The organism is Cellulomonas sp. EB106-03-03-XG116 (genome assembly GCF_058792015.1).
Map to the genome: position 1 here is coordinate 18628 of NZ_JBYTEP010000046.1, position 15042 is coordinate 33669.

A 15042-nucleotide genomic window follows, 5' to 3' on the forward strand; every position below is an offset into this window, starting at 1 on the left:
CGACATGGACGGCGTGCTCGTGCACGAGGGCGTGGCCCTGCCGGGCGCGCCGGAGTTCGTGCGGGCGCTGCGGGACGGCGACCACCCGTTCCTGGTGCTGACCAACAACTCGATCTTCACGCCGCGCGACCTGCGCGCCCGGCTCGCCGCCTCCGGCATCGACCTGGCCGAGGAGTCGCTGTGGACGTCGGCGCTGGCGACGGCGCAGTTCCTCACCGACCAGGAGCCGGGCGGCTCGGCGTACGTCATCGGCGAGGCCGGGCTCACCACGGCGCTCTACGAGGCCGGGTACACGCTGACCTCGGCCGACCCGGACTTCGTGGTGCTGGGCGAGACCCGGACCTACTCGTTCGAGGCGATCACCCGCGCGATCCGGCTGATCCAGGGCGGCGCGCGGTTCATCGCCACCAACCCGGACGTCACCGGCCCCAGCCAGGAGGGCGACCTGCCCGCCACGGGCGCGGTGGCCGCGATGATCACCGCGGCGACCGGCCGGCAGCCGTACTTCGTCGGCAAGCCGAACCCGATGATGATCCGGTCCGCGCTCAACCGGATCGACGCGCACTCCGAGACGACCGCGATGATCGGCGACCGGATGGACACCGACGTCGTCGCCGGGATCGAGGCGGGGCTGCGGACGTTCCTGGTGCTGACCGGGTCGACCCGCACCGAGGACCTGGTGCGCTACCCGTTCCGGCCGACGCAGGTGCTGGACTCGGTGGCGGACCTGGTCGACCGGGTCCCGGAGTGGGCGGAGTCGTACCCGGGCGCCACGGCGGCCCCGGAGGCCTGAGCCCGGACGCGCACGGACGGCGCCACGCGGCCGTCCGGTGCGCACGCCGCCTACGCCTTCCGGCCCGGCCACCCCCGGCGGCCGTGGGGCGGGCGGGAAGGCGTAGGCGGCACGCGCCGGGCGGCGCGATCAGGCCAGGCCGAGGTCCGCCAGGTCGAAGAGGAAGTGGTACGGCACGCCCAGGGCCTCGATCTTCTCCCGCGCCCCCGTGGCCCGGTCGACGATGACGGCCACGCCGCGGACGTCGGCGCCCGCCTCGCGCGCGGCTTCGACGGCGGCGATCGGCGAGGCGCCCGTGGTCGAGGTGTCCTCGAGCACGACGACCGGGCGGCCGGCGATGTCCGGGCCCTCGATGCGGCGCTGCATGCCGTGCGCCTTGGCCTCCTTGCGGACCACGAACGCGTCGAGGTCCTGCCCCCGCGAGGCCGCGGCGTGCAGCAGCGCGGTGGCGACCGGGTCGGCGCCGAGCGTCAGGCCACCCACGGCCTCGACGTCCGCCGTGCCCAGGCCGACCTCCTCCAGCCGGTCGAGCAGCACGTGCCCGATCAGCGGGGCGGCGCGGTGGTGCAGGGTCACGCGCCGCAGGTCGACGTAGTAGTCGGCCTCGCGGCCGGAGGACAGCGTGACCCGGCCGCGCACGACGGCCAGCTCGACGATGAGGTCGCGGAGCTGCTCGCGGGGCGTCGGGGAGAGGGAGGAGGTCGTCACGGCCGCCAGCGTAGCGAGGCCGCGGCGCGGCTCAGTCCCCGGGGGCGCGGTCCGGGCGGCGGGAGGACAGCGCGCGGAGCGCGGACCGCGGCAGGACCCGCAGGGCGCCGGACGCGACCCGGTACCGCAGGCTCGGGGTGGACAGGACCGCCCCGCGCCGGACGTCCGCGAGCGCCGTCGCCACGACGCGGTCGGCGGACAGCCAGGCCAGCTCGGGGTACGCCTGCTCGGCGCGCAGCCCGGCGCGCTCGTGGAACTCGGTGTGCGTGAGACCCGGCGACACCACGGTGGCGGTCACGCCGGTGCCGGCCAGCTCCGCCGCCAGGCCCTCGGTGAAGGTCCGCACCCACGCCTTGTGCGCGGAGTACGTGCCGGACGTCATCAGCGCCGCGACCGAGCCGACGTTGAGGATCGCGCCCCGCCCGCGCCCGACCATGGCGCCGGCGGCCGCGTGCGACAGCACGAGCACCGCGCGGACCATGAGGTCGAGCGCCGCCTCCTGCTGCGCCAGGTCGCTGCCGACGAACCGCTGGCCGAGGCCGATGCCCGCGTTGTTCACCAGCAGCCCGACGGGGCGCTCGGCGGCGCGCAGCCGCTCGGCGACCCGCTCCAGGTCGTCGCGGTCGGTCAGGTCCGCCCGCAGCACCTCGGCGTGCACGCCGGCCGCGGCGCGGAGCTGGGCGGCGAGGCGCTCGAGCCGGTCGCCGTCACGGGCGACGAGGACGACGTCGTGCCGGGCGGTGGCGAGCTGCCAGGCGAACTCGAGCCCCAGGCCGGAGCTGGCGCCCGTGATCAGTGCGGTTCCCATGCCGCCACCCTACGGTCGCGGAACACGCGTCGCCCGGGTCCGCCGGGCGACGGTTCCGCGGGTGTCGGGGCCGGCCGGTAGCGTGCCGGTCATGCGCCTCGCCACCTGGAACGTGAACTCCGTCCGCACCCGCGTCGACCGCGTGATCGCCTTCCTCGAGCGGACCGGCACGGACGTGCTGGCGATGCAGGAGACCAAGTGCAAGGACGAGCAGTTCCCGCGCGAGGCCTTCGAGGCCGCCGGCTACGAGGTCGTCACGAGCGGCTTCAGCCAGTGGAACGGGGTCGCGATCGCCTCCCGGGTCGGGATCCACGACGTCGAGCACGCGTTCGCCGGCCAGCCCGGGTGGGGCGAGGACCCGGTGACCGAGGCCCGCGCGCTGGGCGCGAGCTGCGGCGGCGTCCGGGTGTGGAGCCTGTACGTCCCGAACGGCCGCGAGGTCGGGGACCCGCACTTCGACTACAAGCTGCGCTGGCTCGAGGCGCTGCAGGAGGAGTCGCGCCGCTGGATCGAGGAGGACCCGGCGCTGCCGGTCGCCCTGGTCGGGGACTGGAACGTGGCCCCGCTCGACACGGACGTGTGGGACATCGGCGTGTTCGCCGGCCGCACCCACGTGACCCCGGCGGAGCGCGACGCGTTCCAGGCGTTCGGCGCCGGCGGCTACACCGAGGTGTCCCGGGTGCACGTGCCCGCCGAGCACACCTACACCTACTGGGACTACCAGCAGCTGCGGTTCCCGCGGAACGAGGGCATGCGGATCGACTTCACCTGGGCCTCGCCCGCGCTCGCGCCGCGGGTCACCGGCGTGTCGATCGAGCGGGTGGAGCGCAAGGGCAAGGCGCCGTCGGACCACGTGCCGGTGGTGCTGGACATCGCCGACGCCGCCTGAGCACCGGCGGGCGACCGCGCCCGTCCGGGGGAACCCGGCGGCGCGAGGGCACCCGCGCCGGACCCGCCCGCTAGGTTCGGCGCATGTCGACCCCCGAGCCGGGTCCGCCGGCCTGGGCGGGCGCGGCACCGTCCGCCCCCGGGCACGCGCCGCTGCCGCCGTACACCGGGCCCGGTGCGGCCGGGCCCGGTGCGCCGGTCGCGCCGCCCGCCGCCCCGCCCGGCACCTGGCCGACGGCGCCGCCGGCCGCCCCGCCCGTGCCGCCCGCCGCCTGGGGTGCTCCCCCGCCCTCCCCGGACACGGACGGCGTGGCCGTGGCGGCCTTCGTGCTCGCCCTCGCCGCGTTCGCCACGAGCCTGCTCACCGCGCCGGTCGGGCTGGGGCTCGGGATCGCGGCGCAGCGCCGGGTCCGCCGCTCCGGCGCCCAGGGCCGCGGGCTCGCGATCGCGGCCACCTGGATCGGCGGGGTGCTGACCACCGCGCTGGTCGTCGGGCTGGGCGTCGTCGTCGCGCTGGCCGTCGCCTCGACCGCGTCCCCGGCGTCGTCCGCGGGGTCCTGGCCTGCGCCGGGCGACGCCGCGGGCGCGCCGGGGCAGCAGACCGCGCTCCCGTGGTTCGAGCTGGCCGACGACCTGGTCCCCGGCGACTGCCTCGCCACCACCCCCGAGACCTACGACATGTCGGACGCCGGGGTGGTCGACTGCGCGTCGGGGCACGCGACCGAGGTCCTGGAGCGGCTGACGATGGCGGAGCCGGTGCGTGCCGACGTGACCGAGCCGGACGCCGCGTACACCGCCCTGCTCGACCGGTGCGCCGCGGTCGCGGAGCGCCTGGTCGGCCCGACCGCCCTGCCGGCGGAGTCCTGGGCGGACGTCTACTTCGTGCACCCCGACCAGTGGGCGGTCGGCGACCGGTGGGCCTACTGCGTGCTGTCGACCGAGCCGACGGGCACGGGCTCGGTGCTCGCCGGGACGTTCGCGGCCGGCGCCGCGGCGGAGGTGTGACGTGACCGGTCCGTACGGGTACCCCGAGCCGTTCTACGCGCCCGGCTGGGCCCCGCCCCGCCCGCGCACCGACGGGGTGGCGGTCGCGGCGCTGGTCGCCGGGGTGCTCGGCACCGGGCCGGTGGCGCTGGTGCTGGGACTCGTCGGGCTCCGCCGCACCCGCCGCGCGGCCCCCGAGCCCCGGCGCGGGCGCGGCCTCGCCGTGGCGGGCGTCGTCCTCGGTGTGCTCACGACGCTGGCCTGGGTCCCCCTGGTCGCGGTGCTCGTCGGCTCGGCCCTGGCCCAGCGCCCGCTCCCGCCGGACGTCGCAGAGCCGGTCGACGCCCACGCGGTGCAGCTCGTGCCGGGCAGCTGCCTGGCGGAGGTCCCGGACGACGGCCCGGTCGACCGGGTGCGCGTCGTGCCGTGCGCGGACCCGCACGCGGCGCAGGCGGTGTCGTCCTACGCGTTCGAGCCCGGCGCCGCGTGGCCCGGGCCCGCCGAGGCGTCGGCGCGGGTCGCGGCGTCGTGCGACCTCACCGCCGCCGAGCGGGAGCAGGGGACGCGGATGCTCGCGTGGGCGCCGACCGAGGCGTCCTGGGCGCGCGGCGACCGGGCCGGGCTGTGCGTGGCGGTGCCGCCGGCCCCGGTCACGGGGTCGCTGCTGGACGGCACGGCCGCGCCCGCCTAGGGACCGGCGCGCGGCTCAGGCGTCGGCGTCGAGCTCCGCCGCGTCGGCCGGCGCGGCGTCCGGGGCCGCGTCCAGCGGCACGGTGAGCTGGTCCTGCACCTGCCGCCGCACGACGCCGGCCATGTCGGTCACGCCGTCGTCCATCAGCCACTGCACCTGCAGACCGTCCATCAGGGCGATGAGCTGGCGGCCGGCCGAGTCGGGGTCGACGCCGGCGCGGAGCGCGCCCTGCTCGGCGGCCCGCGCGAACGCCGTGGTCGCGGTGTCGAGCGCGCGCCGGTACCGGTCCTGGAAGTACGCGTGCGCCGGGTGGTCGGCCGAGGTCGCCTCGGCGGACAGCACCGCGTACAGCTCGACGATCCCCCGCCGGGTGGCGTTCAGCGCCACGAGCTCGACGAGGTGCCGCAGCGTCGTGACCCCGTCCGGGCTGTCGGTCTCCAGCCACTCGATGTCGACGTCGTCCCGGTGCTCCAGCACCGCGAGCAGCAGGGACTCCTTGGTCGGGAAGTGGTGCAGCAGGCCCGGGTGCGAGATCCCGCACCGCGCCGCGATCTCGCGGAGCGAGGCCCCGCGGTAGCCGACCTCGCCGAACATGGCCGTCGCCTGGTCGATGATCTCCCGGCGCTTCGCGCGCCCCTTCGCGTAGCCCCGTTGCTGCGTCTCGACGGACATCGTCCCTGCCCCCGTCACCGTGCTCCTGCCGCGCCGGGCGGCGCGTGGTGGACAGGTTCTCACAGGAGGTCGGCGGCGCCCGTCCGCGAACCCGACCGCGCGGTAGGCATCGGCTACAGTGAGGGCAACAGACCCACGCACGAGGAGGTGCCCCCGCATGACCGCCGCATTCGACGTCGAGCGCGTCCTGGCCGAGCTCACCCTGCAGGAGAAGGCCGCCCTGACGTCCGGCTCCGACTTCTGGCACACCGACGGCGTCGACCGCCTCGGTGTCCCGAAGGTGATGGTGACGGACGGCCCGCACGGCCTCCGCAAGCAGGCCGAGAGCGCCGACCACCTGGGCATCGGCAACTCCGTGCCCGCCACCTGCTTCCCGCCCGCCGCCGCGCTGGCCTCGACCTGGGACGTCGACCTGCTCGACCGCGTCGGCCGCGCCCTGGGCCGCGAGACCCGGGGCAACGAGGTCGCCGTGCTGCTCGGCCCCGGCGTGAACATGAAGCGCTCGCCGCTGTGCGGCCGGAACTTCGAGTACTTCTCCGAGGACCCGGCCCTGGCCGGCGACCTCGGCGCGGCGCTCGTGTCCGGCATCCAGTCCGAGGGCGTCGGCACGTCGCTCAAGCACTTCGCGGCGAACAACCAGGAGACCGACCGCATGCGGGTCTCCTCCGACGTCGACGAGCGCACCCTCCGCGAGATCTACTTCCCGGCCTTCGAGCGCGTGGTGAAGCAGGCGCAGCCGTGGACGGTCATGTGCTCGTACAACAAGATCAACGGCACCTACGCCTCGCAGGACCCGTGGCTGCTGACCGAGGTGCTGCGCGACGAGTGGGGCTTCGAGGGCCTGGTCGTCTCGGACTGGGGCGCCGTGGTCGACCGGGTCGCCGCCGTCGCCGCCGGGCTCGACCTGGAGATGCCGGCCACCGGCGGGCGGACGGACGCGCTGGTCGTCGACGCGGTCAAGGACGGGCGACTGGACGAGGCCGTCCTCGACACCGCCGTGCGCCGGGTGCTGACGCTGATCGCCCGCGCGCAGCCCGCGCTGGCCGAGCCCGGCTCGATCGACGTCGAGGCGCACCACGCGCTGGCCCGCGAGGCCGCGGCGGACGGCTCGGTGCTGCTGAAGAACGCGCCGGTCGACGGGGCCCCGGTCCTGCCGCTGTCGGCGGACGACGCCGCGCGCGCGGTCGTGATCGGCGAGTTCGCCCGTACCCCGCGGTACCAGGGCGCCGGATCCTCGCAGGTGAACCCGACCCGCCTGGACGACGCGCTCACCGCGCTGCGGTCCGCGACCGGGTCCGAGCTGCCGTTCGCGGCGGGCTTCTCCGTCGCCGGCGTGGAGGGCTCGCAGGACGCCGACGACGCCGCGCTGCTCGCGGAGGCCGTCGAGGCCGCCCGCGCCGCCGGCACCGTGCTGCTGTTCCTCGGCCTGCCCGCCCCCGACGAGTCCGAGGGCTACGACCGCACCCACCTCGACCTGCCCGCGAACCAGCTCGCCGTGCTGCGCGCGGTCGCCGAGGTGAACGACCGCGTGGTCGTCGTGCTGGCCAACGGCTCGGCGGTCGCCGTCGAGTGGCAGGACGCCGCCGCCGCGGTCCTGGAGACCTGGCTCGGCGGCCAGGCCGGCGGCTCGGCCGTCGCGGACCTGCTGCTCGGCGTGCGGAACCCGTCGGGCAAGCTCGCCGAGACGATCCCGCACCGCGTCGAGGACACCCCGGCGTTCGGCAACTTCCCCGGCGCAGGCGGCCACGTCCGGTACGGCGAGGGCGTGCTGATCGGGTACCGCTGGTACGACACCCGCCTGCTCGACGTCGCGTACCCGTTCGGCCACGGCCTGTCGTACACGACGTTCGGCTACTCCGACGTCGCGGCGACCGTGTCCGGCGAGGGCGCCTCGTCCGCGGTGGACGTGTCGGTGACGGTGACCAACACCGGCGACCGCGCCGGCGCGGAGACCGTCCAGGTCTACGTCGGCGACCCCGAGGCCGCCGTGCTGCGCCCGACCCGCGAGCTCAAGGCGTTCGCCAAGGTGACGCTGGAGCCGGGCGAGTCCCGCACGCTGACCTTCGCGCTCGACGCCCGCGACCTGTCGTACTGGCACCCCGCGCTCCGGCGCTGGGCCGTCGGCGGCGGGCGCACGGTGATCGAGGTCGGCGCGTCGTCCCGCGACATCCGCGGCACGGCCGAGGTGACCGTCACCGGCGAGTCCCTGCACGGGACGCTGTCGGCGGACTCGACGGTCAACGAGTGGCTGACCCACCCGCGGGGCGCCGAGCTGCTCGGCGCCGCGTTCGGCGAGGCCACCGCTGCGCTCGACCCGACGATGCTGGCGATGATGGGCGACATGCCGATGCGCGTCGTCGCGAGCTTCGGCATGGGCGGCTTCGACCTGGACGGCCTGGACGCGCTGGTGGCGCGGGCGGCGGCCTGACGCCCGGCGGCGCCGCACGCCGCACCCCCGCAGGCCCGTCGCGCACCCGCGCGGCGGGCCTGCGGCGTCTGCGGCGGAGGTGGGGACGCGGACCGCCCTGGTCCCCTCCCCTTTCTCGCGCCGCCGCCGGAACGATCAGGGGGCTGCGCGAGAAAGCGGTGGGGACGGGGACGGGCCGGGTCGAGCCAGGACGGGCCCGGCGGACGTCGCGCACGTCACGGCGCGGGCGGGTCCTGCGTCCCAGCCCGCGCGCCCCGGGCGGTGGCAGGCTCGAGGGCACGGGCCGCGTCCGGCGGTCGCGTCGGGGCGAGAGGGGTTCGGACATGGCAGCACCGCGGGTCGTCGTGGTCGGCGGCGGGTACGGCGGGACGCAGGTCGCCTCGCTGCTGGACGGCGTCGCGGACGTGGTCCTGGTGGACCCGAAGGACGCGTTCGTGCACGCCGCGGCGGCGCTGCGCGCGGCGGTCGACCCGGCGTGGGAGGACCGCGTGTTCTTCGGCTACGAGCGGCTGCTGGACCGGGGCCTGGTGCTGCGGCAGCGGGTCGAGCGGGCCACCTCCTCGCAGGTGCGGCTCGCGGACGGCAGCACGCTCGACGCGGACTACCTGGTGCTCGCGACGGGCACCGCCTACCCGTTCCCGGCCAAGTTCATCGAGTCGGAGACGGCGGTCGCGCAGGCGCGGCTCGCCCGGATGCGCGAGGGCCTCGCGCGCGCGGAGCGCGTCCTCGTGGTCGGTGCCGGCGCGGTGGGCCTGGAGCTGGTCGGCGAGCTGCTGGACGCCTACCCGCACCTGTGGATCACCGTGGTCGACCAGGCGGACGACGTGCTCACCACCGACGACTACCTGCCGGAGCTGCGCGAGGTGGTGCGCGCCCAGCTCGCCGACCGGGTGGAGCTGGTGCTGGGCTCCCGCCTGGGCTACCTGCCGCCGTCGGACGTCGGGGTGCACGAGCCGTTCGTCGTGGAGACCGAGGCGGGCGTCCGCGTCGAGGCGCAGATGTGGTTCCGCTGCTACGGCAACCAGCCGGCGAGCGACTACCTGGCGGGCGACCTGATCGGCGCGCGCAACGGGCTGGGCGAGGTCCGGGTGGACGACACGCTGGCGCTCACCGGGCACCCGACGGTGTTCGCGGTCGGGGACATCACGGACGTGCCGGAGTCCAAGCGCGCGTCGGCGGCGCGGGCGCACGCCGAGGTGGTGGCGGCGAACATCACGGCGCTGGTCGAGGGCCGGGAGCCGGCCGCGACGTACCACCCGGCCCCGGAGCGGATCCTGCTGCCGCTGGGCCGCTCCGGCGGTGCGTCGCAGCTCGTCGGCGAGGACGGCGTGCGCCGGGTGGTGGGCGCCGTGGCGACGAGCCGCCTGAAGGGCGAGGACCTGTACGCGTCGCGGGTCGGGGCGCTGTTCGCCTGACCGCGGCCGGCCCCCGCGGTCAGCCGCGGGCGGCGAGCCGCCGGCGGCGCAGGCGGGTCCAGACGAACCGCACGACGACGACCACGATCGCCGCGTACACGGCGTAGTTGATGTAGTCCGAGTAGTGCCCGATGTCCTGCCACTGGGAGCCGAGCACGTACCCGCCGACGATCAGCAGGCTGTTCCACACGGCGCTGCCGATCGCGGTGTAGAGCAGGAACCGGACCTGCGGCATCCGCTCCAACCCGGCCGGGATCGACACGAGCGAGCGGACGATCGGGACGCACCGGCCGATCAGCACCGCCGCGCCGCCGTGCCGCTCGAACCACACCTCGGCGCGGTCCAGGTCCTCGACCTCCATCAGCGGGATCTTCTCCAGCCAGCGGCGCAGCCGCGCCCGGCCGAACCAGGCGCCCAGCCCGTAGAGCAGCCAGGCCCCGGCGATCGCGCCGAGCGTGGCGGAGACGATCGCCCACGCGAGGTTCATCTGCCCCTGGCTCGCGACGTACCCGGCGACGGGCAGCACGACCTCGGACGGGATCGGCGGGAACAGGTTCTCCAGCGCGACGACCAGGCCCACGCCGGCCGGGCCGAGGGTCTCGATGACCCCCACCACCCAGCCGGCCAGGCCCGTGAGCTCGGGCGCGGCGTCGGAGGCGGCGGGGACGCCGGCGGCCAGGGCGAGGGTCGCGTTCATCGCGGTCGATCGTCGCACGCGACCTCGCCCGCGGCCTGCGAGGACGGCGGTCGGGCGTGCGAGGCGCACAGGTCCTGCACACCTCGCACACCGGACATCGCGGACACGCGGCGCCGAGCGCGGTCGTCCGCGCCGGGCGCGGCAGCTCCTGCTCCCGCGCTCGGCGCGACGCACCGCGGTCGGCGCCGCACCGCCCGTGGTCAGGCCCGGGTCAGCTCCAGGCCGCCGTCGTCCGCGCGCGTGACGCGCACGGTGTCGCCGTCCCGGACCTCGCCCGCGAGCAGCAGCCTGGCCAGCTTGTCGCCGATCTCCCGCTGCACCAGGCGCCGGAGCGGCCGGGCGCCGTACGCCGGGTCGAAGCCCTCGATCGCCAGCCACTCGCGCGCCGCCGGGTCGACGTCGAGCACGAGCCGCCGGTCCCGGAGCCGCGCCGCGAGCGACGCGACCTGCAGGTCGACGATCCGGCCGATCTCCTCCAGCGACAGCGGGTCGAACAGCACGATGTCGTCCAGCCGGTTGAGGAACTCCGGCTTGAACGCCGCGCGCACCGCGTCCATCACGCCGGCGCGGCGCTGCTCGGGGTCGAGCAGCGGATCGACGAGGTGCTGCGAGCCGAGGTTGGACGTCAGCACGAGGATGACGTTCCGGAAGTCGACCGTCCGCCCCTGCCCGTCGGTGAGCCGGCCGTCGTCGAGCACCTGGAGCAGGATGTCGAACACCTCGGGGTGCGCCTTCTCGACCTCGTCCAGCAGCAGGACGGAGTACGGGCGGCGCCGGACGGCCTCGGTGAGCTGGCCGCCCTCCTCGTAGCCGACGTACCCCGGGGGCGCACCGATCAGGCGCGCGACCGAGTGCCGCTCGGCGTACTCCGACATGTCGATCCGGACCATGGCGCGCTCGTCGTCGAACAGGAAGTCCGCGAGCGCCTTGGCCAGCTCGGTCTTGCCGACGCCGGTCGGGCCGAGGAACAGGAACGACCCGGTCGGCCGGTCGGGGTCGGCGATGCCCGCGCGGGACCGCCGGACGGCGTCCGACACCGCGGCGACCGCGGCGGACTGCCCGATCAGCCGCTCGCCGATGACCTCCTCCATCCGGAGCAGCTTCGCGGTCTCCCCCTCGAGCAGCCGCCCGGCGGGGATGCCGGTCCACATGGCGACGACCTCGGCGATCTCGTCCGGGCCGACCTTGTCGGCGATCATCGGCGCCTGCGCCTCGGCAGCCGCGGCGTCCGCCTCGCGCTCGCTCGCCTCCGCCTCCGCGATCTCCTTCTCGACGGCCGGGATCTCGCCGTACTGGAGCCGCGCGGCGGCGGCGAGGTCGCCCTCGCGCAGCAGGCGGTCCGCGGTCGAGCGCAGGTCGTCCAGCCGGGCCTTGAGGTCGCCGACCAGGTTGTGCCCGGCCTTCTCCTTCTCCCAGCGCGCGGTGAGCCCGGCGAGCTCCTCGCGGCGGTCGGCCAGGTCGGCGCGCAGCTTCTCCAGCCGCTCGCGGGAGGCCGGGTCGTCCGCCTCGGACAGCACGACCTCCTCCATCTCCAGCCGGGTGACGGCGCGCTGCAGCTCGTCGATCTCGACCGGGGAGGAGTCGAGCTCCATCCGCAGCCGGGACGCGGCCTCGTCGACCAGGTCGATCGCCTTGTCCGGGAGCTGCCGGCCGGTGATGTACCGGTCGGAGAGCGTGGCGGCCGCGACCAGCGCGGCGTCCGCGATCGTCACCTTGTGGTGCGCCTCGTACCGCTCCTTGAGCCCGCGCAGGATCGCGACGGTGTCCTCCACGGACGGCTCGCCGACGAACACCTGCTGGAACCGCCGCTCCAGGGCGGGGTCCTTCTCGATCCGCTCGCGGTACTCGTCGAGGGTGGTGGCGCCGACGAGGCGCAGCTCGCCGCGGGCCAGCATGGGCTTGAGCATGTTGCCCGCGTCCATGGCGCCCTCGCCGCCCGCGCCCGCGCCGACGACCGTGTGCAGCTCGTCGATGAACGTGACGACCTCGCCCTCGGAGGACGTGATCTCCTCCAGGACCGCCTTCAGCCGCTCCTCGAACTCGCCGCGGTACTTCGCGCCGGCGACCATCGCCGCCAGGTCGAGCGAGACCAGGCGCTTGCCGCGCAGCGACTCCGGCACGTCGCCGGCGACGATGCGCTGGGCCAGCCCCTCGACGACGGCGGTCTTGCCGACGCCGGGCTCGCCGATCAGCACCGGGTTGTTCTTGGTCCGGCGGGACAGCACCTGGATGACGCGGCGGATCTCGGCGTCGCGGCCGATGACCGGGTCGAGCTTCCCGTCGCGGGCGCGCTGCGTCAGGTCGACGCCGTACTGCTCCAGGGCCTTGTAGGTGCCCTCGGGGTTCGGGCTGGTGACCCGGGCGGAGCCGCGGACCGACGGCAGGGCGGCGGCGAGCGCGTCGCGGGACGCGCCCTGGGCGCGCAGCGCGTCCGCGACGCCGGTCTGCCCGGCGGCGAGGCCGAGCAGCAGGTGCTCGGTGGACACGTAGTCGTCACCCAGGGTGCGGGCCTCCGCCGACGCGGCCTCGATCGCGGACGCGGTGGCCCGGGAGGCGGTCGGCTGCGCGACGGACGAGCCGCTCGCGGCGGGCAGGTTCACGAGGATCGCGCGCACCGCGCGGCCGAGCGCCTGGCGGTCGGCGCCCACGGCGTCGAGCAGGCCGTTCGCGACGCCGCCCTCCTGGGCGAGCAGCGCGTTCAGCAGGTGGGCGGGCTCCAGCTGCGGGTTGCCGGCGGCCGAGGCCTGCTGGATGGCGTCGCCGATGGCCTCGTGCGACTTGGTGGTGAGCTTCGCGTCCAACGTCCCCTCCGTGCGTCCGGGTCGCGGCGGCCGGTCGGCCGCGCGCGGTGTGCGTGCGTGGTGCCCCGCGGGGTCTGCGCGGGACGACCGGTGCAACGCCGAGCAAGTTGAGCGTATTCCGCTCAAGTATGCGCGTCGACCCCGGCGGGCCCCCCGCGTCGGGCGCCGACGCGCGGGCTCGACCGATCGGGTGACGTCGTGTCATAGCAGGGCCTGACTCTGACGCGCGTCACCGCGCGTTGTGACCGGCTTCACGCCGTCGACTTCCTTACGACACATCCCCGCAACGCGCGACACGCGTGCTGACCTGCGACGCCGTTGAAGCGCTTCCCGGTTCCGGACATGTCCGACTTGCACGACTGTGATCTGCGCATTTGCGGGCAATCCGGACAGGTAGTCTGTGATCCATCTCACAAACCATGCCCGAATTGCCGGGTGCGAGTTGCGCGACGCCCACCGCGTCCAACACGCTGGGCCCACTCGAGGCCGGGAGCTCAACCGGCGCACAGACTCCACCCGATCGTCTCGTCGCCGCCCGTCCGAACGGGTGACACCACGTCCTCGTCTGCCCCCCACTCCAGTCACAGAGGCGCACCGCCTCCCGACCGGGACAGCGCATCCCGACCCCGTTCTCCGCCGCGTCACCGTCGCCGCCGGCCCCCTCCCGACCGACGCCGAGGTGAGCGATGTTCATCTTCATCCTGCAGATCCGGCACATGCTCGACGAGCAAGCCGAGCTGTACCTGTTCACGATCTTCTCCGGGCTCGTCTGGGCCCTGTGGCTGCTCAAGGTGGGCCTGTCCCGCCGGTACCGCCCGTGGACCGAGGAGCACCACGAGACGACCAGCGTGATCGTCCCGGTGGTCGACGAGCCCCTCGACCTGTTCCGCGACGTGCTGACGCGCGTGACCGAGCAGCGGCCCGACGAGGTCATCGTCGTCATCAACGGCAAGCGCAACCCGGACCTCGAGGCGGTCTGCGAGGAGTTCGCGCCGCTGGTCCGCTGGGTGCACACCCCGATCCCGGGCAAGCGCAACGCCGTCAAGATCGGCACCGAGATGTCGAAGTACGACATCACCGTGCTGCTCGACTCGGACACGGTCTGGACGCCGGGCACGCTGCCCGAGCTGATCAAGCCGTTCAAGGACACGAACGTCGGCGGCGTCACCACCCGCCAGCGGATCCTCGAGCCGACCCGCTCCTGGATCACCCGCTGGGCGGACTGGCTGGAGAACTCGCGCTCGCTCTACTCGATGCCCGCCCAGTCGGTGCTCGGCCAGGTCGGCTGCCTCCCGGGCCGCACGATCGCGTTCCGCCGGCACATCCTCATCGACGTCATGGACGACTTCATGACCCAGCGGTTCATGGGCGTCTTCCTCGAGGTCTCCGACGACCGCACCCTGACGAACCTGACGCTCAAGCAGGGCTACCGGACCGTCTACCAGCACACGAGCCTCGTCTACACCGACGCCCCGCTGCAGGTGAAGAAGCTGTTCAAGCAGCAGCTCCGCTGGGCCCGCGGCTCGCAGTACAACACGCTGCGGATGCTGCCCTGGATGCTCGGGCACGCGCCGATCCTGGCGATCTTCTTCCTCACCGACATCCTGCTGCCGTTCCTGCTCGTCGGGACGATCGCCGGCTGGATCTACCGCTCCGTCAGCGGCACGGGCGTCAACCTCTACGAAGCGATGCTCGAGACGTACGGCGCCCAGGCGGGCTGGTTCTGGGTCATCGGACTGATGGTCGTGTCCTCGGTGCTGTCGATGGCGATCCGGCAGATCCGGCACCTGCAGGAGGTCCCCAGCGACTTCTTCCGGCTGCCGATCTTCATCATCGTCTCGACGTTCTTCCTCATGCCGGTCCGCCTGCTCGGCTTCCTGCGCATGGCGCACGCCTCCGGCTGGGGCACCCGCGCCGGGGCCTACGCCGGCGGCGACCCGGGCCAGGGCGGCGCGGAGGAGAACCCGGAGCCCGGCACGCTCGAGGCCGAGCTCGGCCTGATCGCCGACACCGCGCCGGTGGACGTCGTCGACCGCGGCGGCTTCCCGACGCAGCGCGACCACGCCACCGACCCGGGCGGCGCGTACGGCGAGCCCGTGCACGCGGTCGCGGGGCGCGCCCCGCTGGAGGCCGGCGCCGCGGCGTCCGCCCCGGCCG

12 protein-coding genes are annotated in these 15042 nt (G+C 75.1%); 7 read left to right on the forward strand and 5 right to left on the reverse strand.

The features are described 5' to 3' along the window. Window positions 1-4: 4 nt before the first annotated feature. Window positions 5-793 (forward strand): HAD-IIA family hydrolase, encoded by a 789-nt coding sequence (locus AC3WUG_RS15325; RefSeq protein ID WP_147796975.1) that lies wholly within the window; start codon window positions 5-7, stop codon window positions 791-793. Between the two features lie 129 nt (window positions 794-922). Here AC3WUG_RS15325 and pyrE read toward each other — a convergent pair whose 3' ends face one another. Then, window positions 923-1501, reverse strand: coding sequence for an orotate phosphoribosyltransferase (pyrE, locus tag AC3WUG_RS15330; RefSeq protein WP_147794623.1), 579 nt, complete (start codon window positions 1499-1501; stop codon window positions 923-925). A 31-nt stretch (window positions 1502-1532) separates the two neighbouring features. After that, a complete protein-coding gene (locus AC3WUG_RS15335; RefSeq protein WP_492328460.1) occupies window positions 1533-2309 on the reverse strand; it encodes an SDR family NAD(P)-dependent oxidoreductase in 777 nt (258 codons plus the stop codon). A gap of 91 nt (window positions 2310-2400) precedes the next feature. Between AC3WUG_RS15335 and AC3WUG_RS15340 the strand changes: the two genes are divergently transcribed. From AC3WUG_RS15340 to AC3WUG_RS15350, 3 genes are all read left to right on the forward strand, one after another. After that, on the forward strand, window positions 2401-3198 hold the full coding sequence (locus tag AC3WUG_RS15340) for an exodeoxyribonuclease III (RefSeq protein WP_492328461.1): 798 nt from the start codon (window positions 2401-2403) through the stop codon (window positions 3196-3198). 83 nt (window positions 3199-3281) lie between these two features. Then, window positions 3282-4202: a DUF4190 domain-containing protein gene (locus tag AC3WUG_RS15345; RefSeq protein ID WP_492328462.1), complete on the forward strand. Its 921-nt coding sequence runs from the start codon at window positions 3282-3284 to the stop codon at window positions 4200-4202. 1 nt (window position 4203) lies between these two features. Beyond that, window positions 4204-4872 (forward strand): DUF4190 domain-containing protein, encoded by a 669-nt coding sequence (locus AC3WUG_RS15350; RefSeq protein WP_492328463.1) that lies wholly within the window; start codon window positions 4204-4206, stop codon window positions 4870-4872. Window positions 4873-4887: 15 nt separating this feature from the next. Here the strand turns inward: AC3WUG_RS15350 and AC3WUG_RS15355 are convergent, their stop codons facing one another. Continuing rightward, entirely contained in the window at window positions 4888-5562 is a 675-nt protein-coding gene (locus AC3WUG_RS15355; protein ID WP_492328464.1) for a TetR/AcrR family transcriptional regulator, read from the reverse strand. A 139-nt stretch (window positions 5563-5701) separates the two neighbouring features. Between AC3WUG_RS15355 and AC3WUG_RS15360 the strand changes: the two genes are divergently transcribed. Continuing rightward, window positions 5702-7972 carry an aryl-beta-d-glycosidase gene (locus tag AC3WUG_RS15360; RefSeq protein ID WP_492328465.1) on the forward strand — a complete coding sequence of 757 codons (2271 nt, stop codon included), beginning with the start codon at window positions 5702-5704 and terminating at the stop codon, window positions 7970-7972. A gap of 323 nt (window positions 7973-8295) precedes the next feature. Next, window positions 8296-9387, forward strand: coding sequence for an FAD-dependent oxidoreductase (locus AC3WUG_RS15365; RefSeq protein ID WP_492328466.1), 1092 nt, complete (start codon window positions 8296-8298; stop codon window positions 9385-9387). Window positions 9388-9406: 19 nt separating this feature from the next. Here AC3WUG_RS15365 and AC3WUG_RS15370 read toward each other — a convergent pair whose 3' ends face one another. Further along, complete coding sequence (locus AC3WUG_RS15370) at window positions 9407-10084, reverse strand: DedA family protein (protein WP_492328467.1); 678 nt, start codon at window positions 10082-10084, stop codon at window positions 9407-9409. A 200-nt stretch (window positions 10085-10284) separates the two neighbouring features. Continuing rightward, on the reverse strand, window positions 10285-12885 hold the full coding sequence (gene clpB / locus AC3WUG_RS15375; RefSeq protein WP_492328468.1) for an ATP-dependent chaperone ClpB: 2601 nt from the start codon (window positions 12883-12885) through the stop codon (window positions 10285-10287). Window positions 12886-13571: 686 nt separating this feature from the next. On the opposite strand from clpB, the gene AC3WUG_RS15380 reads away from it, so the two are divergent. After that, window positions 13572-15042: glycosyltransferase family 2 protein (locus AC3WUG_RS15380; protein ID WP_492328469.1), on the forward strand; the 1471-nt coding region annotated here is incomplete at its 3' end.

What these genes read in the sequence shown, in the direction of transcription:
- AC3WUG_RS15325 (WP_147796975.1), top strand. Translation starts at nt 5, where the DNA reads ATGGACGGCGTGCTCGTGCACGAGGGCGTGGCCCTGCCGGGCGCGCCG.
- AC3WUG_RS15335 (WP_492328460.1), bottom strand. Translation starts at nt 2,309, where the DNA reads ATGGGAACCGCACTGATCACGGGCGCCAGCTCCGGCCTGGGGCTCGAG.
- AC3WUG_RS15340 (WP_492328461.1), top strand. Translation starts at nt 2,401, where the DNA reads ATGCGCCTCGCCACCTGGAACGTGAACTCCGTCCGCACCCGCGTCGAC.
- AC3WUG_RS15345 (WP_492328462.1), top strand. Translation starts at nt 3,282, where the DNA reads ATGTCGACCCCCGAGCCGGGTCCGCCGGCCTGGGCGGGCGCGGCACCG.
- AC3WUG_RS15360 (WP_492328465.1), top strand. Translation starts at nt 5,702, where the DNA reads ATGACCGCCGCATTCGACGTCGAGCGCGTCCTGGCCGAGCTCACCCTG.
- AC3WUG_RS15365 (WP_492328466.1), top strand. Translation starts at nt 8,296, where the DNA reads ATGGCAGCACCGCGGGTCGTCGTGGTCGGCGGCGGGTACGGCGGGACG.
- AC3WUG_RS15370 (WP_492328467.1), bottom strand. Translation starts at nt 10,084, where the DNA reads ATGAACGCGACCCTCGCCCTGGCCGCCGGCGTCCCCGCCGCCTCCGAC.